General features: G+C 60.0%; 13 protein-coding genes and 1 pseudogene. 7 read left to right on the plus strand and 7 right to left on the minus strand.

Going from position 1 to position 19773, the window contains the following annotated elements; genetic code table 11:
* Positions 1–199: 199 nt before the first annotated feature.
* The 3 genes from guaB to GBM95_RS02090 form a co-directional block, all read right to left on the minus strand.
* Positions 200–1669 carry an IMP dehydrogenase gene (gene guaB / locus GBM95_RS02080; protein WP_152157560.1) on the minus strand — a complete coding sequence of 490 codons (1470 nt, stop codon included), beginning with the start codon at positions 1667–1669 and terminating at the stop codon, positions 200–202.
* A gap of 371 nt (positions 1670–2040) precedes the next feature.
* Positions 2041–3876, minus strand: a complete 1836-nt coding sequence (locus GBM95_RS02085; RefSeq protein WP_152157561.1) for an AMP-dependent synthetase/ligase — start codon at positions 3874–3876, stop codon at positions 2041–2043.
* An 11-nt stretch (positions 3877–3887) separates the two neighbouring features.
* Entirely contained in the window at positions 3888–5741 is a 1854-nt protein-coding gene (locus tag GBM95_RS02090) for an AMP-dependent synthetase/ligase (RefSeq protein ID WP_374046797.1), read from the minus strand.
* A 1434-nt stretch (positions 5742–7175) separates the two neighbouring features.
* Here GBM95_RS02090 and GBM95_RS02095 point away from each other — a divergent pair.
* From GBM95_RS02095 to GBM95_RS02105, 3 genes are all read left to right on the plus strand, one after another.
* The gene (locus GBM95_RS02095; RefSeq protein WP_152157563.1) at positions 7176–9224 is read left to right on the plus strand and encodes a ribonucleoside triphosphate reductase; all 2049 of its coding nucleotides are present in this window, start codon (positions 7176–7178) and stop codon (positions 9222–9224) included.
* Positions 9225–9438: 214 nt separating this feature from the next.
* Entirely contained in the window at positions 9439–9639 is a 201-nt protein-coding gene (gene nrdD / locus GBM95_RS02100; RefSeq protein ID WP_152157564.1) for an anaerobic ribonucleoside-triphosphate reductase, read from the plus strand.
* A 12-nt stretch (positions 9640–9651) separates the two neighbouring features.
* Positions 9652–10458, plus strand: a complete 807-nt coding sequence (locus tag GBM95_RS02105) for an anaerobic ribonucleoside-triphosphate reductase activating protein (RefSeq protein WP_152157565.1) — start codon at positions 9652–9654, stop codon at positions 10456–10458.
* 78 nt (positions 10459–10536) lie between these two features.
* Here the strand turns inward: GBM95_RS02105 and GBM95_RS02110 are convergent, their stop codons facing one another.
* The 3 genes from GBM95_RS02110 to GBM95_RS02120 form a co-directional block, all read right to left on the minus strand.
* The gene (locus GBM95_RS02110) at positions 10537–10818 is read right to left on the minus strand and encodes an HU family DNA-binding protein (RefSeq protein WP_139687853.1); all 282 of its coding nucleotides are present in this window, start codon (positions 10816–10818) and stop codon (positions 10537–10539) included.
* A gap of 602 nt (positions 10819–11420) precedes the next feature.
* Positions 11421–12473 (minus strand): tetratricopeptide repeat protein, encoded by a 1053-nt coding sequence (locus tag GBM95_RS02115; protein WP_152157566.1) that lies wholly within the window; start codon positions 12471–12473, stop codon positions 11421–11423.
* Positions 12473–13039, minus strand: coding sequence for a hypothetical protein (locus tag GBM95_RS02120; protein ID WP_152157567.1), 567 nt, complete (start codon positions 13037–13039; stop codon positions 12473–12475). Before GBM95_RS02120 ends, GBM95_RS02115 begins: the two co-directional genes overlap by 1 nt.
* A 192-nt stretch (positions 13040–13231) precedes the next feature.
* On the opposite strand from GBM95_RS02120, the gene GBM95_RS02125 reads away from it, so the two are divergent.
* The 4 genes from GBM95_RS02125 to GBM95_RS02140 all read left to right on the plus strand — a co-directional run bounded on the left by GBM95_RS02125 (position 13232) and on the right by GBM95_RS02140 (position 18711).
* Positions 13232–13723: a hypothetical protein gene (locus GBM95_RS02125; protein WP_226963113.1), complete on the plus strand. Its 492-nt coding sequence runs from the start codon at positions 13232–13234 to the stop codon at positions 13721–13723.
* A 194-nt stretch (positions 13724–13917) separates the two neighbouring features.
* Positions 13918–15399, plus strand: a complete 1482-nt coding sequence (locus GBM95_RS02130; RefSeq protein ID WP_152157569.1) for an MFS transporter — start codon at positions 13918–13920, stop codon at positions 15397–15399.
* A gap of 205 nt (positions 15400–15604) precedes the next feature.
* On the plus strand, positions 15605–17902 hold the full coding sequence (locus tag GBM95_RS02135) for an inorganic phosphate transporter (RefSeq protein WP_152157570.1): 2298 nt from the start codon (positions 15605–15607) through the stop codon (positions 17900–17902).
* 98 nt (positions 17903–18000) lie between these two features.
* Positions 18001–18711 carry a gamma-glutamyl-gamma-aminobutyrate hydrolase family protein gene (locus GBM95_RS02140; protein WP_152157571.1) on the plus strand — a complete coding sequence of 237 codons (711 nt, stop codon included), beginning with the start codon at positions 18001–18003 and terminating at the stop codon, positions 18709–18711.
* Between the two features lie 93 nt (positions 18712–18804).
* Here the strand turns inward: GBM95_RS02140 and GBM95_RS13125 are convergent.
* Positions 18805–19502, minus strand: a pseudogene (locus GBM95_RS13125) (DJ-1/PfpI family protein).
* Positions 19503–19773 lie beyond the last annotated feature (271 nt).

Here is a 19773-nt window from a genome sequence, read left to right on the forward strand (position 1 = left end):
GCAGTTCGGGAAAAAGTATTCGTCTCTTCCTGAGAGCGCCTGGCGGAATGCAGAGCGCTCTTAAAGAAGATTCGGGCGAGACTATAACAAAATGAAAAGGCGCCCGCGCCCGGATTTCTTCGGGGGTTCGGGCGCCTTGACGTTTTCTGCTCCGGATCGGGAGGCTCCGCAGGAGGGAGCATCCCGTTCTGATGCTTTATCAGTTGGCCTGACGATAGTTCGGGGCTTCCTTCGTGATCTTCACGTCGTGGACGTGCGATTCACGCAGGCCGCCGGCGGTGATCTGAACGAAGCGGGCGCGGGTGCGCATTTCTTCGATCGTGCGGCAGCCGCAGTAGCCCATCGAGGAGCGCAGACCGCCGATCATCTGATAGATGATCGCGGAGATGGATCCCTTGTAGGGAACCATGCCTTCGATGCCTTCCGGCACGAACTTGTCGATGTTGCCCTGGTTGTTGTCCTGGAAGTAGCGGTCGGCCGAGCCCTTGCCCATGGCGCCGAGCGAGCCCATGCCGCGGTAGGACTTGTAGGAGCGGCCCTGGTAGAGGATCACTTCGCCCGGAGCTTCTTCCGTGCCGGCGAACATGCCGCCCATCATGACGGAGCTCGCGCCCGCGGCGATCGCCTTGGCGATGTCGCCCGAGAAGCGGATGCCGCCGTCGGCGATGCAGGGAACGTCCGTGCCCTGAAGGGCTTCGGCGACGTTGCTGATGGCGGTGATCTGGGGAACGCCGACGCCGGCCACAATGCGGGTCGTGCAGATCGAGCCCGGGCCGATGCCGACCTTGACGCCGTCAGCGCCGTGCTCGACGAGGGCGAGAGCGGCTTCGCCGGTGGCGATGTTGCCGCCGATCACCTGCAGATCCGGGTAATGGGTCTTCACCCACTTGACGCGGTCGAGAACGCCCTTCGAGTGGCCGTGAGCCGTATCGACGACGATCACGTCGACGCCGGCGTCGACGAGCTTCTCAACGCGTTCTTCCGTGCCCTGGCCGACGGAAACGGCAGCGCCCGCGAGGAGCTTGCCCTTGGCGTCCTTGGCGGCGAACGGATGGTCGGTCGCCTTCGTGATGTCCTTCACCGTCATGAGGCCGGCGAGGTGGAAGTCCTTCGTAACGACGAGCACGCGTTCGAGGCGGTGCTGGTGCATGAGTTCCTTCGCTTCCTCGAGCGACGCGCCTTCGTGAACCGTGACGAGGCGTTCGCGCGGCGTCATGACTTCGCGGACGGGAACGCTCATGCGGGTTTCAAAGCGCAGGTCGCGGTTCGTGACCATGCCGAGGACGGAGCCGTCTTCGGCAACGACCGGAAGGCCGGAAATGCGGTGTTCGCGGGCGAGCGCAATCACGTCGCCGACGAGCATGTCGGGGCCGATCGTGATCGGTTCGGCAACGACGCCGGCTTCGTGGCGCTTCACCTTGGCGACTTCAGCGGCCTGCTGGTCGGCGGTCATGTTCTTGTGAATGAAGCCGATGCCGCCTTCCTGAGCGAGGGCGATCGCGAGCTTCGCTTCCGTCACCGTGTCCATGGCGGCGGAAACCATCGGAATGTTGATCGAAAGACCGCGGGTGAGCTTCGTCTGAAGCTGCGTGTCGCGCGGGAGGATTTCCGAGTAGGCGGGAACGAGCAGAACGTCGTCGAACGTGTAAGCCGTCTGAAGGAGTCGCATAACAACCTCTGAGTGCAAAAAAAAATACACCGGTCGAACCCTGCAGAGGCTTTCTGCTCTGCGGAATCCGGAGTACGGCACGTAATTGAATTCAGTCTGCGCCGGGAGGGAACGGGCGTTCCCCGCGGGCTGAATGTTCCTCCCCTCTTGATGCATGCCGCCTGTGCGGAAAAAGCACCGGAGCGGCAGGGAAGGAAAATCCGAGATTGGTTTGCGCACGCAGTCTAATGATTTTTTACTTCTCCGTGTGGTCCGGCCGAAAGTTTTTTTCTCGGCTTTGAAGCAAAACGCTCCGCATGCCGGGAATGGCGTGCGGAGCGCTTGAGAAGATAGGCCGGGTATGCGGCGAAACGAGCGGTATACCTTGCGGATCACGCTGCGGGGTGTCCCGCATAGATGGCTTCAATCAGGTGTCCCCAGCGGGCAAAGATTTCCTTTCTGCGCGGCTTCATGGTCGGCGTGAGGAGGCCGTTTTCAATCGTGAAGGGTTCGCGCACGACGGCAATCGAGCGCGGAATGCCGTAGGAAGGGAAGTCCTTCGCCGCGGCGCGCACGCGCTTCAGAAGGAGCCTCGTCATGCTCCTGTCCGTGAGCGTGGCTGGATCCTCGGGATCGAGCTCCATTTCCCGGCAGAGCGACTGCCAGAGCTCGGGCTGCACGACGATGAGCGCGCTGATGAAGGGGCGGTTTTCGCCGTAGACGAAGACCTGCTCGAAAAGCGGGTCGTTCTGAATGGCGAATTCGAGATCCACCGGCGCGATCTTTTCGCCCGTGGAGGTCACGATGATTTCTTTGAGACGCCCGCGGATGCGCACGCGCCCGCCGTCGGAAAGGTCCGCCTGGTCGCCGGTGCGGAACCACCCGTCCTCGGTGAAGGCCCGGGCGGTATCGGCCGGACGCTGCCAGTAGCCCTGCATGACCTGGGGACCGCGGACCTGGAGCTCGTCGTGTTCGCCGAGCCTTACTTCCGTATCCTCCACAGGCCAGCCCACGCAGTCGGGGTGGTTCATGCGGTCTGCGGTAAAGGAAATGATGGGACTTGTTTCCGTGAGGCCGTAGACCTGGCGAATGGGAAGCCCCATCGCGCAGAAGTAGCGGGCAACGGTCGCGGAAAGGCTCGCGCCCCCCGCAAAGATCGCCTTCATGCGGCCGCCAAAGACGGCGCGCACCTTGACGCCGACATCCTCGTCAAGGGTCGGAAGCACAGTCTCATCGAGCTGCGCGCGCTCCGAAGGCTCCACGGGAAGGCCGTTCTCGCGGCAGAAGCGCCGCCAGCCGGCTTCGGCCGCCCAGGCGGCGATGTACTGATCGTGCTCGGACGCTTTCGAGAGCTCAAGCTGCAGCTTCTGGTAGATGCGCTCGAGAACGCGCGGCACTGTGCACATCAGGGTCGGGCGCACTTCCGCAAGGTCGGCTTCGATATGGGCGACCGAGCGGGCGAAGGCCATGGAGGCCCCGTGCGCGAGGGCGACGTAGTGTGCGACCGTGCGCTCAAACGTATGCGAGAAAGGAAGGAACGAAAGGTAGACGTCGTCGGGCGTGACCTCAATGCGTCCGGAAATCTGCTTCACGTTTGCAACCAGATTGGCGTGGGTCAGCATGACGCCCTTCGGCCGTCCGGTGGTGCCGGAGGTGTAGATGAAGCCTGCGAGGCTTTCGGCCTTAGGTCCCTCGGGCAGGGCGTCGTCGGGAATGCCGTTCCCGCGGGCGAGCCAGGTTTCAAGACCCGACACGCGCACGCCGTCCTCTTCCTCGTCTCCGAGGTCGTTGATGAGGACGACCTCCATGAGGTCGGGAAGCTTCCCGGAAACGGCATGAATGGCGTTCCAGCGCGCTCTCGAAGTCGTCACGAGAATGCGGCTTCCCGAATCGCGGAGGATGTAGGAGGAGGACCCCGGCGTATCGATCGCGTGAAGCGGAACCGGCACGAGGCCTGCCGCGAGCGCCGCCTGATCGAAGGTCACGGCGTCGATGGAATTCGTGAGGAGCATTGCCGCCCGGTCTCCCGGGCGCAGTCCCGCCGCATGAAAGGCGCGCCGCCAGCGCATCACGGACTGGCAGAATTCGCGCCAGGTGACGGAAATCCAGCGGTTTTCCGCGTAGTCGAACTGACGGAAGGCTTCGCGCTCCGGCATCTCCCGCACGGTGCGCGCGAGGTACTGTGGGATGGTGACGGGGCTCCCCGTCGGAAGATCTCTATCAAGCATTTTTTGTGCGGTCAGGCCTTCTTCTTCGGAGCAATGGCTTCATACATGGCGTCGATCCTGTCGCCGTAGCGGCGCACGATCTGGGCGCGCTTGATCTTGAGGGTCGGCGTGAGAAGGCCGTTTTCGATCGTCCACGGGTCGCGCAGGAGCGTGACGACGCGCGGAACGCCGTAGTTGGGGAAGCCCGCCGAAGCGGCCTTGATGCGGCGCAGCGCCGCCTGAGTGGCTTCGCGCGAGGCGAGCGACTTTTCGTCCTCAGGATCGAGCCCGAGGCTTTCGGCAAGGCGCTTCCATTCGTCGGGATTCACGACGGCGACGAGGCCGATGCAGGGACGGTCGTCGCCCACTGCCATCGTCTGCGAGAAGAGCCGGTCGCATTCAATTGCAGCTTCAAGGTCCGCGGGCGGCACTTTTTCGCCCGAGGAGGTCACGATGATTTCCTTGATGCGCCCCGTGATGCGGATGTGTCCGTCTTCGTAGATTTCCGCCACGTCGCCGGTGGAGAGCCACCCTTCGTCGGAAAGAATCGCCTTCGTTGCGTCCTCGCGGTGCCAGTAGCCCTGCATGACCGAGGGACCGCGCACCTGCAGTTCGCCCTCGGGCGAGAGGCGCACTTCAATATTGTCGAGCTTCGGTCCCACCGTGGTCGGGTGGTTGCTTCCAATGCGGTTCACCGCAATGATCGGGCTCGTTTCCGTCATGCCGTAGCCCTGATAGATGGGGACCCCGAGCGCGAGGAAGACGCGGGCGACGGCGGGATTGAGCGCGGCGCCGCCGGAAATATAGAGGTGAATGTTGTCGCCGAAGACCGCGCGGAGCTTTTTGCCCACCTTGCGGTCGAGGAACCCGGCGACGAAGGGATCGAGCCAGGCGCGGCCCGAGGGTTCAATGGGGAGGTTGTTCTCGCGGCAGACGCGGCGCCAGCCCACTTCGACCGCCCAGTCGAAGAGGTACTGCACGTATTTGGGCTGCTTCGCGAGCCCGTCGCGCAGCTTCCCGTAGATCATGTCGTAGACGCGGGGCACCGACATCAGAATGCTCGGGCGGATGGTCTTCAGATCGTCGGCAAGGTTTGCAATCGAGCGGTTGAAGGCGAGCGTGAGCCCGCAGCCCACGGCGAGGTAGTAGGACGCCGTTCGCTCGAAGGTGTGCGAGAGCGGGAGGAAGGAAAGGAGCGTTTCGCCGCTCCAGGGCTGAAGGCTCAGCAGAACGCCCCGGAGGTTAGAGAGAACGTTCCGGTGCGTGAGCATGACGCCCTTGGGGCTCCCGGTAGTGCCCGAGGTATAGACGAGGGCGGCAAGGTCGGTTGAGCGCGGTCCCGGGGGAAGCGGCGCTTCAGGCGTCTTTTTGAGCCACGTCTCGAGCGACATCGTCGGAATGGCGGCATCCGGATCGTCGCAGAATTCATCATCCGTAATGACGACGAGCTTCAGATTCGGGAGCTCTCCGGATTCGCGGATCTGTCGCCACTTGAGCTTCTTGTTGGTGACGAGAACCTCGGCGCCCGAGTCGTTGAGGATGTAGGCCGAGGATTTCGGCGTATCGATGGCGTGAAGCGGCACGGGCGTGAGGGCGTTCGCAAGGACCGACTGGTCGAAGAGCACCGCCTCCATGCAGTTGGGGAGCAGCATCGCCACGCGCGCCCCGCGTTCAAGCCCCATGCCGGCGAGCGCGTGACGCCAGCGCTCCACTTCGTCGTATGCCTCGCGGAAGGTCCAGTCGCGCCAAGCCTTCTTCTTCGCATCCCAGGACTTCCAGCCAATGGCAGTCGGACGCTTTTCAACCTGGAGGGCGAGCATCTCGGGAATTGTGGAGAGCACATCCAGATCGCGGATGCGCTCAAGGCCTTCTTCTTGACGAGACATGGTGTTCATTTGTTTGGTGGAATTCGGGTGGCGGAGGAAATTGAGGTTCTGCAGGCTCAGCCGCGCCCGTGAAGGAAAAAAGGCAAACCCGGGCAGCGGTTTGCGTGGTCAGACGTACTTCGAATTGTATCGGTGCCGGCCCGTGAGAAGCACCGCCGCGCTCGCCTGAGAGGCTTTCATGCAGATGGATGAAGGGGAATGAATGCGCTTCAGCCCGGGCTTCAGGGCGAAGCGTCGAAGCCGGCCGACAGGTTCGCAATATATACGAATAAATACGTATTTTTCTATGAATTTAGATCTTAGGATGTGTTTTATGATTAATGGTTAACCCTGAAATTGCACCGTTATAGGGCGAGTCGCGGAAAGACGGTTAGGGTTTGCGTGGACGGGGCAAAGAGCGTAACTTTAGTTCCGCAGCGAATAAAACAAAGTCATGTGTTGCTCCTCAAACGCAAGAAAGTGATGTGGTTGGTCCCGCGTCATTACAAATTGGCTGCATCGAGAAAAGGCTGACGACGGAAAAAAGGGACGTCGTCAGCCTTTTTCATATCCATTTTCTGGAGCGGCAGGCTTCAAAGCGCTGGTCTGCCGCGGCTTCGCCCGGGCTCACGGGAACCTGAAGGCTCCTCAATCTGAAGTTTGTTCCGGGAGACACTGGAGCCTCCAGGAGGCGCACGGAAGCTCCTTTCTCTTTTCCCCTTTGCAGCGTCATTGCGCGCATTCGCCTCAATAAGGCGTGCCGGAGGGCGGCGGCAGCCCGCATTCAGAGGGGCCTTCATGACGACGGGATGAAGGCGAGATGACGTCTCATTGACGGCCGTCAATCGTCTTCGCAAATGTAAGGGAATGTTGAAGGCATTTCCGAAGGCTCAGCAGCATTCGTATTTATGCGTAGAAAAATCATGCTGCGGGCCGACCCGGCGAAAAAAAGCCCGCGGTGTCTTCAGACATCGCGGGCTGGAACAACATTCGGACGCGGCATGCTTGCATTAGCAATGACGGCCGGCACAAAGCTTTCGGCGGTCATTCCAATACAGCCCCTCGGAAGCGTCCGATGTCGACGCACGCCTTGCCGGCTCGGAGCGAGCCGGAAGGAGGAATTGATCCGATATTCATTCTAGGGACTTTTGAGTAGATTGCTCCTCAGGAAAATCCCTTGAGTAGATGGAGCATGCGGTTTTCAGGACGTGTCGATGATCCACATGACCCGGGAAAACCCTGTCGGGTGAGCTTTTGTCTCATAAAGTCGCTTCAGACAAGGAAAGCGTTTTTTGTGAGCTTTCGTACTGAATCGAAGGGAGTAGGCGCATGTGCCGGCGCTCTGTTATAGTTTTCACCCCTGCTCATGAGAACCACAATCTATAGTCTGTCTATTTTTTAGACAAACTATAGGTTGTAGTTCTTATATTCTTGTGATTTATCTGGAAAAGAAGTATGTCTAGCGCCCTCCCTCAGCATCTCCTCAAGCGCGACGGGTCCGTCAGGGATTTCGATGCGGAAAAAATCGTGTTGGCTGTGGCTAAGGCCGGACGTGCGACCAACGAGTTCGATGAGAAGGAAGCCCGGCGCGTGGTTGAGGAGCATGTGCTTCCCCGTCTTTCCCAGCATGATGCGTCCCGCACCCCCAATATCGAGTGGGTGCAGGATGCCGTCGAGCATGCGCTCTTTGAAACCGGGCACTTCCCGACGCTGCGCGCCTACATCGTTTATCGCGAATCCCGCGCCAAGGCGCGCGACGCCAAAAAGAGCTGGGTCAATGTGGAGAGCTCCATCAACGAGTATCTCGATCAGCTCGACTGGCGCGTCAATGCCAATGCCAATCAGGGCTATTCGCTGGGCGGCCTCATTCTGAATGTTTCCGGCAAGGTGGTTGCCAACTACTGGCTCAACTACATCTATCCGCCGGAAGTGGGCCGCGCGCACCGCGAGGCGGACGTGCACGTGCACGACCTCGACATGCTTTCGGGCTACTGCGCCGGCTGGTCGCTGAGAACGCTCCTTCAGGAGGGCCTCAACGGCGTTGCAGGCAAGGTTGAAGCGAATGCCCCGAAGCACCTTTCCTCCGCAACCGGACAGATCGTCAACTTCCTCGGCACGATGCAGAACGAATGGGCGGGCGCTCAGGCGTTTTCGTCCTTCGACACCTACCTTGCGCCCTACATCCGCAAGGACAACCTCCCCTATGAGGAAGTGCTGCAGTGCATTCAGGAACTCATCTACAACCTCAACGTTCCCTCGCGCTGGGGCACGCAGACGCCCTTCACGAATCTCACCTTTGACTGGACGTGCCCTGAGGACCTCAAGAAGGAGCACCCCCTCATCGGCGGTGAAACCATGCCCTTCACCTACGGTGAACTCCAGGATGAGATGGACATGATCAACCGCGCCTACATTGAGGTGATGCTGAAGGGCGACGCCAAGGGCCGCGTCTTCACGTTCCCGATTCCGACCTACAACATCACGCCGGAATTCGACTGGGAGAGCCCCAACGCGCTGCGGCTCTTCGACATGACGGCGCGCTACGGGCTTCCGTACTTCCAGAATTTCATCAATTCGGAACTGAAGCCCAACATGATCCGCTCGATGTGCTGCCGCCTTCAGCTCGATCTGAGGGAGCTCCTCAAGCGCGGCAACGGCCTCTTCGGCTCTGCCGAGCAGACGGGGTCGCTCGGCGTTGTGACGATCAACTGCGCTCGTCTCGGCTTTCTCTTCAAGGGCGATAAGAAGCACCTTTACGAACGCCTCGACTATCTCCTCGATCTTGCGAAGACGAGCCTTGAAATCAAGCGCAAGGTCATTCAGCGCCATATCGACCAGGGGCTCTTCCCCTATACGAAGCGCTACCTCGGGACGCTGCGCAATCATTTCTCGACGATCGGCGTGAACGGCATCAACGAGATGATCCGCAACTTCACGAACGATGCGGACGACATCACGACGGATGCGGGACATGCCTTTGCGCTCGAATTCCTCGATCACGTCCGCGCCCGCCTCGTCGAATTCCAGGAAGAGACGGACCACATGTACAACCTCGAGGCGACGCCGGCGGAAGGCACGACCTACCGCTTTGCGAAGGAAGACAAAAAGCGCTTCCCCGGGATCCTTCAGGCGGGTACTCCCGAGCATCCCTACTACACCAACAGTTCCCAGCTTCCCGTCAACTTCACCGACGATCCCTTTGAGGCGCTTGAACGCCAGGATGATCTTCAGAGAAAGTACACGGGCGGCACGGTGCTCCACCTCTACATGAACGAGGCGGTGAGTTCGGCTGAAGCCTGCCGCGACCTCGTGCGCCGCACGCTCACGAATTTCCGTCTTCCCTACATCACGATCACGCCCACGTTCTCGATTTGCCCGAAGCACGGCTACCTCTCGGGCCGCCACGACTTCTGCCCGAAGTGCGATGCGGAGCTGATTGCGAAGAAGCGCCGCGCGCTTGCCGGCAAAACGGAATCTGCGGCAGAGGCGAAGGCTGCCAGCTGAGCGGGCTCTAAGCGCATGAAAACTATATGTAGTAGGTCCTCTCTAAAAGAAATACTCTGTATAGCGTTGATAGCTAATTTTTAATTTGCATCCCCGGACCCGCCTGTTATCATGGCGGGCACCCACCAGGGATGAAGCGGAGGAACCAGGACTGCAGTCTTCACGACTGCAGCTGAAGGCGGAAAGCTTCATCCCGATCGACTGGAGAAGAAACATGACTCAGCAGAACGAACAGATCGAACTCAAGGATTCCGAGCGCCAGAAGTGCGAGGTCTGGACCCGCGTGATGGGCTACCACCGTCCGGTTCAGAGCTTCAACATCGGCAAGAAGGGCGAATTTGAGGAACGCGTCTGCTTTACGGAAAAAAGCGCTCAGGGACACGGCGAAATTCACCGTACCTGCTGCGGCCGCTGATTTCCTTTGAAGATGATGGAATCCGGCGCCTCTGACACCTCCCGGGTGATTCGTCTCGAGGAGGCGGGCAGCCGGGAGTCGGAAGGTAAGGTCCCGGCAGCGCGTCTGCGCGTTGCCGGGATTACGCCTTTTACGACGATCGATTTTCCGGGAAAGCTCTCCGCCGTCGCCTTTCTTCAGGGCTGCCCCTGGCGGTGCGTCTACTGCCAGAATCCCTGGATGCAGCCTGCGGAGTTTTCACCTGAACTGGAGCACGACTCCTGGGAAAAGCTTGAGTCGCTCCTCATGCGCCGCAAGGGGCTCCTTGACGGCGTCGTGTTTTCTGGCGGAGAACCGACCGTCGACCCGGCGCTTCCCGATGCCGTGCGCAGGGTAAAGGACATGGGCTTTGCCGTGGGCCTTCATACCGGCGGCATTATTCCGAAGCGCCTCGGGGAGATTCTTCCCCTGATCGACTGGGTGGGGCTTGACGTGAAGGCTCCTCCGACGGATGCGGAACTCTATGACCGGGTGACGGGAAGGCCTCATTCGGCCGCGCATTTCCTCGAATCCTTCAAGCTCATTCAGGCTTCCGGCGTGAAGTTTGAATGCCGCACGACGGCGCATCCGGACTATCTGCCCGAAGAGAAGCTTCTTGAGCTCGCGCGCTGGCTTCGGGAGGAAGGCGTCGATACATTTGCCCTTCAGATCTACCGGCGCCCCATGGGAACCCTTTTTTCACCGTTTCCCGCCGTGGGATCGGACTATCCGTCTGAAGAGGCGATAGCGCTCCTCAAGGGGTATTTCCCGCACTTCATTGAGCGCCGCAACGACCGGTGACGAGGCGCTTTAATTGCCTCCACGAAAAAAGCAGCCCCGAAAGGCTGCTTTTTTACATGGTTGCTGGGGTCGAGCGGCTTATTTGTCGCTGTTGAGCAGTTCCTTGAAGGACGTGCCCGGGATGAACTTCGGCTTCTTGGTTGCCGGAATGTGGATCAGTTCGCCCGTGGAGGGGTTGCGGCCCGTACGCGCAGCGCAGTCGGCGCACTTGAAGGTGCCGAAGCCGATAAGCGTAACAGTCTCGCCATCGCGGACAGCCGAGATGATTTCCTCGAGCGCGCTCACGATGATGCGGTCCACTTCAGCCTTCGAGGCGGTATTGCGAGCAGCAACGCGATCTACGAGTTCGAGACGGTTCATGTTGAATAATCCTTGGGAGAGAGAGTTCCTGGATATGAATTCAGTCCGCACGAAATAAAAATATCCGGCGGATTGCTGGGTCGGTCCGGGTGTAGGCCAGGAAAAGCTCTCCCCCTGAGACGTTTTCCTGAGCCGCTGTTCCCATGGCCGTAGAGAGACTGTAACACTATCTTCCTTGGGGTCGCGCAAAAAAATTGTCAGCGTCTCCACCAAGGCTCGAGGAAGGCACAAATGCGCTGGCGGTCAGGAAAGGATGTCCCGGCATGTAGCGCACGGGTATTTCCGTGACTATTAATAGGTATCAATGTATACAATTTATAGGTTTGAGCTCCCCGAAACTTTGAGCCTTCGCAAGGATCAAACAATTTTTACGAAAGAAATGCAAAATTTTCAATTGGATGAGATGAGATCGTGCGACAATACAGATGTCGCGAATTTCGCGGCAGTTGTCTCAGGCGATTGAGACAACCTCCTTTGGTGGTATTTCTGGAGTCATTGCTTCGAAGAGACTGCCCTCAAGGACTTCGGATGCCTGTGCGTCCGGATGACCGGAGGCACAGATCTTCGACAATGACTCTTTTTTTGCGCGTTGGGAATGCGCCTCACCGGTCGCTTCGGGGAATGAGGGTCTCGAGCATTGCTTTTGGGGATAAATCTTTGAGGAGCTTCTCGCCTTCGGCGCGCTCGGCCTGAGAGATCTGATTCTCAATAATGCGGGCAGTGGATTCGGCGCCGGCATCCCCGCGTTCGGCAGCCCAGCGGAAAAGGGTCCAGGCGCGCGGGAGCGACAGGGGCAGGCCGTTTCCCGTCATAAGGAATCCTGCGAGCATCGATGCCGCCTTGATGGAACCGCCTTCCGCCGCACGGCAGAGCCAGCGGACGGCCTCGCGCTGATCGACTGCGCCGCCTGCGCCCGACCAGCTCGCAATACCGATCCTGAGCTGCGCCTCCACAATGCCGGAAAAGGCTGCCTCGCGCATCCAGCGGCGGGCGCCGGGAATATCGCGAAGCGAAATGTCGCGGCGCCTGAGGAGCTCGGCGAGTTCGAACTGCGCTGCGGGAATTCCGGCTCTGGCCGCCTGCTCGAGCCATTTCTGAGCTTCCCTTTCGTTCTGCAGGGTGCCCAGACCGTCGCGGTACATGCGCCCGGCGCTGAGCGCGCTCGCGTTGTCGCCCTGAGCGGCTGCGAGCCTGAGCCAGTAGAGCGCCTTCCCTTCATCTTTGGCCGTGCCGATCCCGAGCGCAAGGGCTTTGGCAAGATCGGTCTGGGCGGCGGCGCTGCCGAGATAAGCCGCTTCCTCAAGAAGCCGGACGCCTTCCGTCGGATCTTTCTTCATCCCCTGGCCCCGGAGATTGAGGAGCGCGAGGAGATGAAGGCCTGCGGGCGAACGCTGGGCGGCGGATTTCCTGAGAAGAATCAGTGCGCGGCGGTTGGTGCGCGCATTGGGAGACTCGGTGAGAAGCCTGCGCGCAAGTTCAGCCTGGGCTTCCGGGTCGCCCTGATGCGCGGCTGCCTCAATGCGGGCGAGCTGCGCGATCGCTTCTTCCCCGCTTAAGGAACGGGGCCGCGCCACGCCGCCCAAAAGGTCGAGAACGGGCTCGGTAAAGGCGGCGGGACGGGGAATTTCAAATAAAGGGTCCGGGCGTTTGGGCATCAGTGCTGAGCGGCCGTGCCGGAGGCCTCTTTTTCCTTCGGAAGCGGTTCAACAATGGGCGCTTCGCCCTCCTTCGGAACGCGGATGATGACGCCGTTCTGTTCTTCCTTCGGCGTTTCCGTGAGGGCAGACAGGGGTTCAATGCCGGTGAGCACGAGGCCGAGCGTGATCGTAACGGTGATGAGGCCGTAGGCGAGCCAGCCTGCGGCGCCCAGAATGATGGCGCGGCCCATCGGGAGCGAATCGTAGTTTTTGCCGATCGTGCGCGAAACGACGACGAGCTGCTGCCAGCCGCTCGTCAGCATCCAGGCGCCCCAGAGCACGACGAGGAAGTAGGGGCCGAGCCAGTCCATGACGGGCTCATTGCGAAAGAGCGTCTGCACGACGAGGTACATGACGATGAGCCAGAGCGAGGAGCGGATCCACATGCGGCTTGCCCGGGCGTTGTCGGGTTCGCCCAGAGCCATCCAGTTCTTCGCCTGAAGCGCGGCGCCGAAAATAGGGGTGAATAAAAGCGCGGCGGCGCAGACGAGCTTGGGGTTGTAAAGCTGAGGACACTGAGACATGCTTGGATGCTACGTGAGTCGTGAATGGGTTTCAGAAGAAGGCACTGAGTATATTCGCGCGGGAGCCGCCCGGATTCTTCGTATGCCTCGGAATTGAGTTAACCTTAATTAATAGATTTCGCATTCAACATATCGAAATTAAAACTTATGAAGCGAATCGCTGTTTCATCCATCTGCGCTCTGGCATTTTTAATGATGCTTTCCGGCTGCGCCTCGGATTTTCAGAGGGAATCCGTACTGGATGCGCGCGCGGAGGATCCTCAGGGGCTCATTTCGGGCATTCCCGCTCAGGGCGAGAAAGTGTGTCTTGCCGCGGGGAGCTTTCATTCCACTGAACTCGACATCTCCGTTCACCGGGCGCTGCGCGACCGCGGCTACATTGTGACGTTTCTGAAGGGCTACGAAGAGCCCAATCCCCGCCGCTGCCGCTTTTTTGTCGCCATTTCGGGGTCTGAAATGTCCACGCCGGGCGATCTGCCCGCATCCATTACGCTCGACTACCGCGATCTCTTTACCGGCGAAACCCAGCGCTCCGTCTGGCGCAGGGATCCGGGGACGACGGCTGCCGGCTGGCGCCATGCCTCTCAGAAGGCTTCTCCCAATGCGCTTCTCGCGGGGGCCTGGGGCGACCTCGACCTCATCACGCGAAATCTGGTGGATCAGCTTTTTCCCGAACTGCATTGAAAGACAGTAAAGGCGTTTTTCCTGACTTTTGCAAAAGCGCCTTCAGGGGTAGCATTTCAGAATAGAAGCCTCGTGCGTTTACCGCCCGAGCTGCGCTTCATTCTTTAAGCCTGCCAACCCGTCCTCCGACCCCTTTCTCCACAAAGCAGCTTTTCGGAACAACACGGCGAAAAATAAATCGACAGAGGCCGCTCATGACCCAAGAGAATCAGAAAATTCCCGGGAACGAAGCCGGGAGCGAAGCCGCACAGAACGCAAAAGCCGCTTCGGTCCAGGATGAGGCCGAGGAGCTGCGCCGCGCTGAAAATGAAGCCAAAGGGGTGTACGACGAGCCCCATGAAATCGATTTCTCGAAGAAGCCCGCGGCCAAAAAGGATGTGAAGGCGGAGGAAGCGCCTGCCGAAACGAACGATTCCGACGACGATGCGCTCGAACGCGCGGCCGAAGAGGAGCTCCAGAAGGACATCCTGCAGAACTGGAAGATGACGCTCACGATTCTGACGGCGGCATCCGTTCTGATGTCTCTTTCCTACACGATGCTGATTCCCTTCCTTCCGATGTATCTCCTTGAAGAGCTCAAGGTTGCGCAGGAAGACGTGAATCTCTGGTCGGGCCTCGTCTTTTCCGTCTCCTTTCTGATTTCAGGCATCATGGCCCCCATCTGGGGCGCTATGGCTGATAAAAAATCGAAGAAGCTCATGGCGGTGCGCGCCGCGGTTCTCCTTGCGGTGAGCTATGGTTTGGGCGGCATCGTTCAGAACGAGTGGCAGCTCCTTGCCGTACGAGCCTTCCAGGGCTTCGCGGCCGGACTCTGGCCCGCCTGCCTCGCGATTATTTCCTCTTCGGTGCCGAAGGACAAGCTCGGCTTTTCGCTCGGCACCATGCAGTCCGGCATGACTGCGGGCGGCGTCCTGGGGCCGCTCCTCGGCGGCCTCCTCGCGGAAGCCTTCGGCATGCGGGCAACCTTCTTCCTCGGCGCCGCGGCGCTCTTCATCATCTCGCTCATGATCATCTTCAAGGTGCGCGAGCCGAAGAAAAAGAAGGTCGTGAAGAGCGGGGCGCCGCGTCCGAAGACGAATCTTCTCAAGGTGCCCGTGGTGCAGCGCATGCTGGTCACGGCGGGCGTCGTCCAGATGACGATTCTCCTCCTGCAGCCGATTCTGCCGCTTTATGTCGGCGAACTGCAGGGGAGCATGGACCGGCTCGTACTGGTTTCCGGCATCCTCTTCTCGGTGGTGGGGCTCTCCGGCGTCATCGCGTCGCCCCTCTGGGGCATTGCCGGGCAGAAATGGGGCTACCGGCCGGTGCTCTACCTTGCGCTTCTCGGGTCCGCTGTCTTCGGCATGGTTCAGGCGATCCCCGACACGATTGTTCCCTTCGGCGCCTGGCGCTTTGTGGGCGGGCTCGCCTTTGCAGGCATTTTCCCGGCGATCAACGCCGTTCTCACGCATTCGACGGGTCCGGAAGACCGCGGCCGCATCTTCGGCCTCTCCTATGCCGCACAGCAGGTGGGGAGCGTCATCGGCCCGATCGCGGGCGGCATGTTCGCCATGTGGTTCAGCATCAAGTTCGTCGTCTTCCTCGCGGGCTTCATCCTGCTTCCGATGGTGGTCTGGCTCTACCTCAAGCGCCCGCATGTTGAGCCCAACATGAGCGGCGTGAGCACCCGGCTTTGATCGCATGCGGGAGGCATACCGCGCGCGGAATAAATATTTCGGCCTAATTGATCCGCCCCATATGCTTCCCTAAAATGTCGGGTTACATATTTATTACATTCCGGAAATGAGCTCGTCAGCACGTCTGCCTACTCCAAGAAGAAGGCCTTCCCGCGGGGAAGGCCGTGCCGGGCAGGGCATGCAGAAGCGGGCATAAAGGCAAATCGTGGACATATTTCTTTACACCGTCCTGGCCCTGATCGCAGCCCTTGCCATCTGCGACCTCTTCGTCGGCGTTTCTAACGATGCCGTTAATTTTCTGAATTCCGCCGTCGGCTCCCGCACTGCTCCCTTCTGGGTGATCCTCACGGTGGCAAGCGCCGGCGTGCTGCTCGGCGCGACCTTCAGCTCCGGGATGATGGAGATTGCAAAGACCGGCGTATTCGTGCCGGAGATGCTCACCTTCAAGGAAGTGATGGTGATCTTCTGCGCCGTCATCGTGACGGACGTGTTGCTCCTCAATACTTTCAATTCCCTGGGGCTTCCCACTTCCACCACGGTTTCGATCGTCTTCGAGCTTCTCGGCGGCACGCTCGCCGTCGCCTGCGCCAAGATCTGGATGAGCGGAGCGCCTTTCTCCGAGCTCGGGAGCTACGTCAATTCCGGCAAAGCCCTCGCCATGATCATGGGCATTCTCGTTTCCGTGATCATCGCCTTCGTGGCGGGCCTCGTCATCCAGTACATCCTGCGACTCATCTTCACGTTCCAGTACGAGCGCATGTACCGCTGGGCGGGCGGCATCTTCGGCGCGGTGTCGCTCACGGCCATCCTCTACTTCCTCGTCATGAAGGGCGCGCGCGGCGCGAGCTTCATGCAGCCCGAGTGGATTCTCTGGATGGATGAAAATACCGAGGAAATCCTGATCGGCGTCTTCGCCTTCTGGTTCGTCGTCTTCCAGAGCGCGATCATTTTCCTTCGCGCCAACATCTTCCCCTTCATCATTCTTTCGGGCACCTTTGCGCTCGCCTTCGCCTTCGCCGGCAACGACCTCGTCAACTTCGTGGGCGTTCCGGTGGCGGCGCTCGACAGCTTCCATCTCTTTACTGCTCAGCCGGGCGCTGATCCGGAAGTGATGACGATGGGGGGCCTGAGAAACATCACGCATACTCCCACGCTCATCCTCGCGGGTTCGGGCGTTGTGATGTGCCTCACGCTCTGGTTCTCCAAAAAGGCGCACCGCGTCATCCGCACGGCCGTCAATTTGTCCTCCGCTACCCGCGGCGGCAAGGAACAGTTCGGCTCCTCGCTCCCGGCGCGCGTCATGGTTCGAAGCGCCCTCCGGATGAACGACGTCTTTCATCAGATCATTCCGAAGTCCGTCTTTGCGGCGCTCGACACGCGCTTTGTGAAGCCGCGTCCGAAGCCCGGTCAGATTGAGCTCCCCTTCGACGAGCTGCGCGCGAGCGTGAATCTGGTGCTCGCAGCGGCGCTCATCGCCTCGGCAACGAGCATGAAGCTCCCGCTCTCGACCACCTACGTCACCTTCATGGTTGCCATGGGGTCGTCGCTTTCCGACCGCGCCTGGGACCGCGAAAGCGCCGTCTACCGAATTTCGGGCGTCCTCACGGTGATTACGGGCTGGTTCCTCACGGCCTTCAGCGCGGCAACCGCCTGCGGCTTCGTGGCGTCCCTCATGGCCTTCTGGGGCGAACCCGTCATTCTGATCGGCATGATCTTCGCGCTCTGCGTGATCGCCCGCACGAACTTCTTCACGAAGGAAGCTCCGGAAGAAACCGAAGAAACGGCGCGTCAGGTCGATAAGGGCGACCAGAGCTCGATCTGCGAGCTCCTCACGACGAACGTCAATCACTACCTTGACCGCACGCTCACGGTCTTTTCCGACGGCCTCGTCGCCTTCCTGCGCGAAGACGACGCCACCCTCGCCAAGCTCAAGGCTGAGTCGATTTCCCTTATGGATGAAATCTCCGAGCGCCGCGGCATCTACTACAGCATGGCGCTTCAGGGGGGAGGCAGAAAGCGCGACCGCGATGCGCGCAATTTCTACTACCGCGCCTTCACCAACATGAAGGAAGTGAGCCATTCGCTGCGCGATCAGCTCGGCGTCGCTGAAAACTACGTCGCCAACAGCCATTCGCCCTTCCACGGCAAGATGCGCGAGAACACGATTCTTCTTGCCAAGGAAATGCAGCAGGTGCGCGACAACTTCAGTCCCCAGGCCTGCACGCGCGTGCTCGAGCACCTCGACCTCGCCCAGCAGAGCTTCCTCGTGCAGATCGGCGACGAGCATATTTCGCTCCGAAAGAGCGAGCTCTACCTCGGGTTCCTCCTCTTTGCACGTGAGGTTCTCAACCGCTTCATGATGGTGAAGCTCCTTCAGACGGAGCTCGAGGTCGAAACCGCCAAGACCGCTCAGGAAGATGCTGAAAAGAAGGCCTCCTTCAATGAGGCGCTCGTTGAGGGCGCGGTTTTGCAGAACACCGCTTCGGATAAGCAAACCGCCTGATTCGGGGGAATTCCCCTCAAAATAGAATCGATCGGGTCGAAGGGCTTCGAGGAGCCTTTCGGCCCTTCTCTTTTTTGTCTCCAGAGGATCTTAGCGCCATGAAGCCCTTGATCGGCGTAACGCCGGACCTGAAGCCCGAATCCGTCGTGGGCGTTCGCAATCAGTATCTGCAGTCGGTGACGCGCGCAGGAGGCATTCCTGTGCTCCTGCCGATCAGCATCAATGAAGCGGACATGAGGGAGGTTTTCAGCCGCCTTGACGGTCTCCTCATTACGGGCGGCGCCGACATTGATCCTGCGCTCTACGGCGAGGAAAAATCTCCCGCCTGCGGGGAGCTCGAACCCGAGCGCGACCGCCTCGAAATGGTTCTTGGGGCGCTTGCCGTCGAGCACAACCTCCCGACCCTCGGCATCTGCCGCGGCTGCCAGGTGCTCAACGTCGTCTACGGCGGCACCCTTATTCAGGATATTCCGACGGAGCTCGGGGTCCCCATGGACGTTCACCGTCAGCCTGAGGACTACGCAATTGTGACGCACGGCGTTACGGTCGAGCCCGGAACGCTTCTCGAGTCGATCGTGGGTTCGGGCGAAATCCGCGTCAACAGCCGCCACCATCAGGCCGTGAAGAAGCTTGGGAAGGGGCTCGTCCTCAACGGCCGGTCGACCAAGGACGGCATCATTGAGTCCTTCAACGACCCGGCAAAGCGCTTCATGCTCGCGGTGCAGTGGCATCCGGAAATGCTCTCGCACGAGCGTCCCGAAGCGCTCAATCTCTTTAAGGCTCTGGTATCGGCGGCCGCAAGGGACTGAGCGGAACTCGGCTTTCCTTCGTCACGGTTCGCATGGAAAAGAGGCGCTTTCCCGGTCGGAAAAGCGCCTCTCTTTTCAGGCTTCAGAGCGTTCTCAGATCGCGAAGGGATCGTCTGAAGGGTCGGCAATGCGGCGGTATTCCGTGAAGCCCGCAATCCTTTGGGCTTCCTCTTCGCCGTAGCGGTCGGCAATGAAGCCGAGCGCCATGTCCATGCCGGCCGAAATGCCCGAAGAGGTGTAGAAGCGCCCGTCGACCACCCAGCGCGCTTTTTTCTGCCAGTTGACCTGCGGAACCGCCTTCATCACCATCGGCAGCGCCTTTTTGTTGCTCGTCGCCTTTCTTCCGTTCAGAAGTCCGGTTTTCGCTACGAGAGCGACCCCGTGCAGACGGTGAGCACGCAGTCCGCTTTCTGGGCTGCGGCTTTAAGCATTTCAAAGAAGCGCGGGTCCTTCGGCAGGAAGGCGGGCGCCGCGCCGGGAACGAGAAGGAGCGGCGAGGCGTTTTCGATCCCGAATTTTTCCGTCATCACCGGAAGGCCCTGGGCGCTCTTCACAACGCCGCCCTCGAGAGAAACGAAGCGCATGGAAAAGTCCCTGAGGTTCCCGAACATTTCGACCGGGCCCATGGCGTCGATTGTTTCAAAGCCCGGGAAAAGGAGCACGGAGAGCTCTGCTTTTTTGGATTCCTCTGCGCCGGCCTTCGCCTGGGCCGCCTGAGCAGATGAGGCAATGGCGCCGAGCGGCATGACGGCGGCAAGCGCGCAGATCTCGCGGCGGGTGATGAGAGACATGGATGACTTCCTTCTAAAAAATGTTTAGCTGCGGTATTTTGCTCGACGCCGGTGAAGAGCTCCTGAAGGGACGGAAGATTCCGGCCTGACGATGTTTTTTCCTCGTTTTCGCGAAAGCTTTTCTAGGCAAAACCTACTATTTGCCAACATGAATCATCAGAGAAGCACGAGAAAAGACGGGCTTGAAAACGGGTTCTACCTAGAATCAGGCTTACGGATAAAGGCAGGAAAAGCGCGCGTCTGACGCGCAGCCTTTGTCTGCAGGAGATAC

Origin of the sequence: Sutterella seckii, from assembly GCF_009183815.1 — a bacterium.
GTDB lineage: Bacteria > Pseudomonadota > Gammaproteobacteria > Burkholderiales > Burkholderiaceae_F > Sutterella > Sutterella seckii.

What these genes read in the sequence shown, in the direction of transcription:
- GBM95_RS02120 (WP_152157567.1), bottom strand. Translation starts at nt 13,039, where the DNA reads ATGTCTCAGTGTCCTCAGCTTTACAACCCCAAGCTCGTCTGCGCCGCC.
- GBM95_RS02095 (WP_152157563.1), top strand. Translation starts at nt 7,176, where the DNA reads ATGTCTAGCGCCCTCCCTCAGCATCTCCTCAAGCGCGACGGGTCCGTC.
- GBM95_RS02110 (WP_139687853.1), bottom strand. Translation starts at nt 10,818, where the DNA reads ATGAACCGTCTCGAACTCGTAGATCGCGTTGCTGCTCGCAATACCGCC.
- GBM95_RS02130 (WP_152157569.1), top strand. Translation starts at nt 13,918, where the DNA reads ATGACCCAAGAGAATCAGAAAATTCCCGGGAACGAAGCCGGGAGCGAA.
- GBM95_RS02115 (WP_152157566.1), bottom strand. Translation starts at nt 12,473, where the DNA reads ATGCCCAAACGCCCGGACCCTTTATTTGAAATTCCCCGTCCCGCCGCC.
- GBM95_RS02140 (WP_152157571.1), top strand. Translation starts at nt 18,001, where the DNA reads ATGAAGCCCTTGATCGGCGTAACGCCGGACCTGAAGCCCGAATCCGTC.
- GBM95_RS02105 (WP_152157565.1), top strand. Translation starts at nt 9,652, where the DNA reads ATGATGGAATCCGGCGCCTCTGACACCTCCCGGGTGATTCGTCTCGAG.
- GBM95_RS02125 (WP_226963113.1), top strand. Translation starts at nt 13,232, where the DNA reads ATGATGCTTTCCGGCTGCGCCTCGGATTTTCAGAGGGAATCCGTACTG.
- GBM95_RS02090 (WP_374046797.1), bottom strand. Translation starts at nt 5,741, where the DNA reads ATGTCTCGTCAAGAAGAAGGCCTTGAGCGCATCCGCGATCTGGATGTG.
- nrdD (WP_152157564.1), top strand. Translation starts at nt 9,439, where the DNA reads ATGACTCAGCAGAACGAACAGATCGAACTCAAGGATTCCGAGCGCCAG.
- GBM95_RS02085 (WP_152157561.1), bottom strand. Translation starts at nt 3,876, where the DNA reads ATGCTTGATAGAGATCTTCCGACGGGGAGCCCCGTCACCATCCCACAG.
- guaB (WP_152157560.1), bottom strand. Translation starts at nt 1,669, where the DNA reads ATGCGACTCCTTCAGACGGCTTACACGTTCGACGACGTTCTGCTCGTT.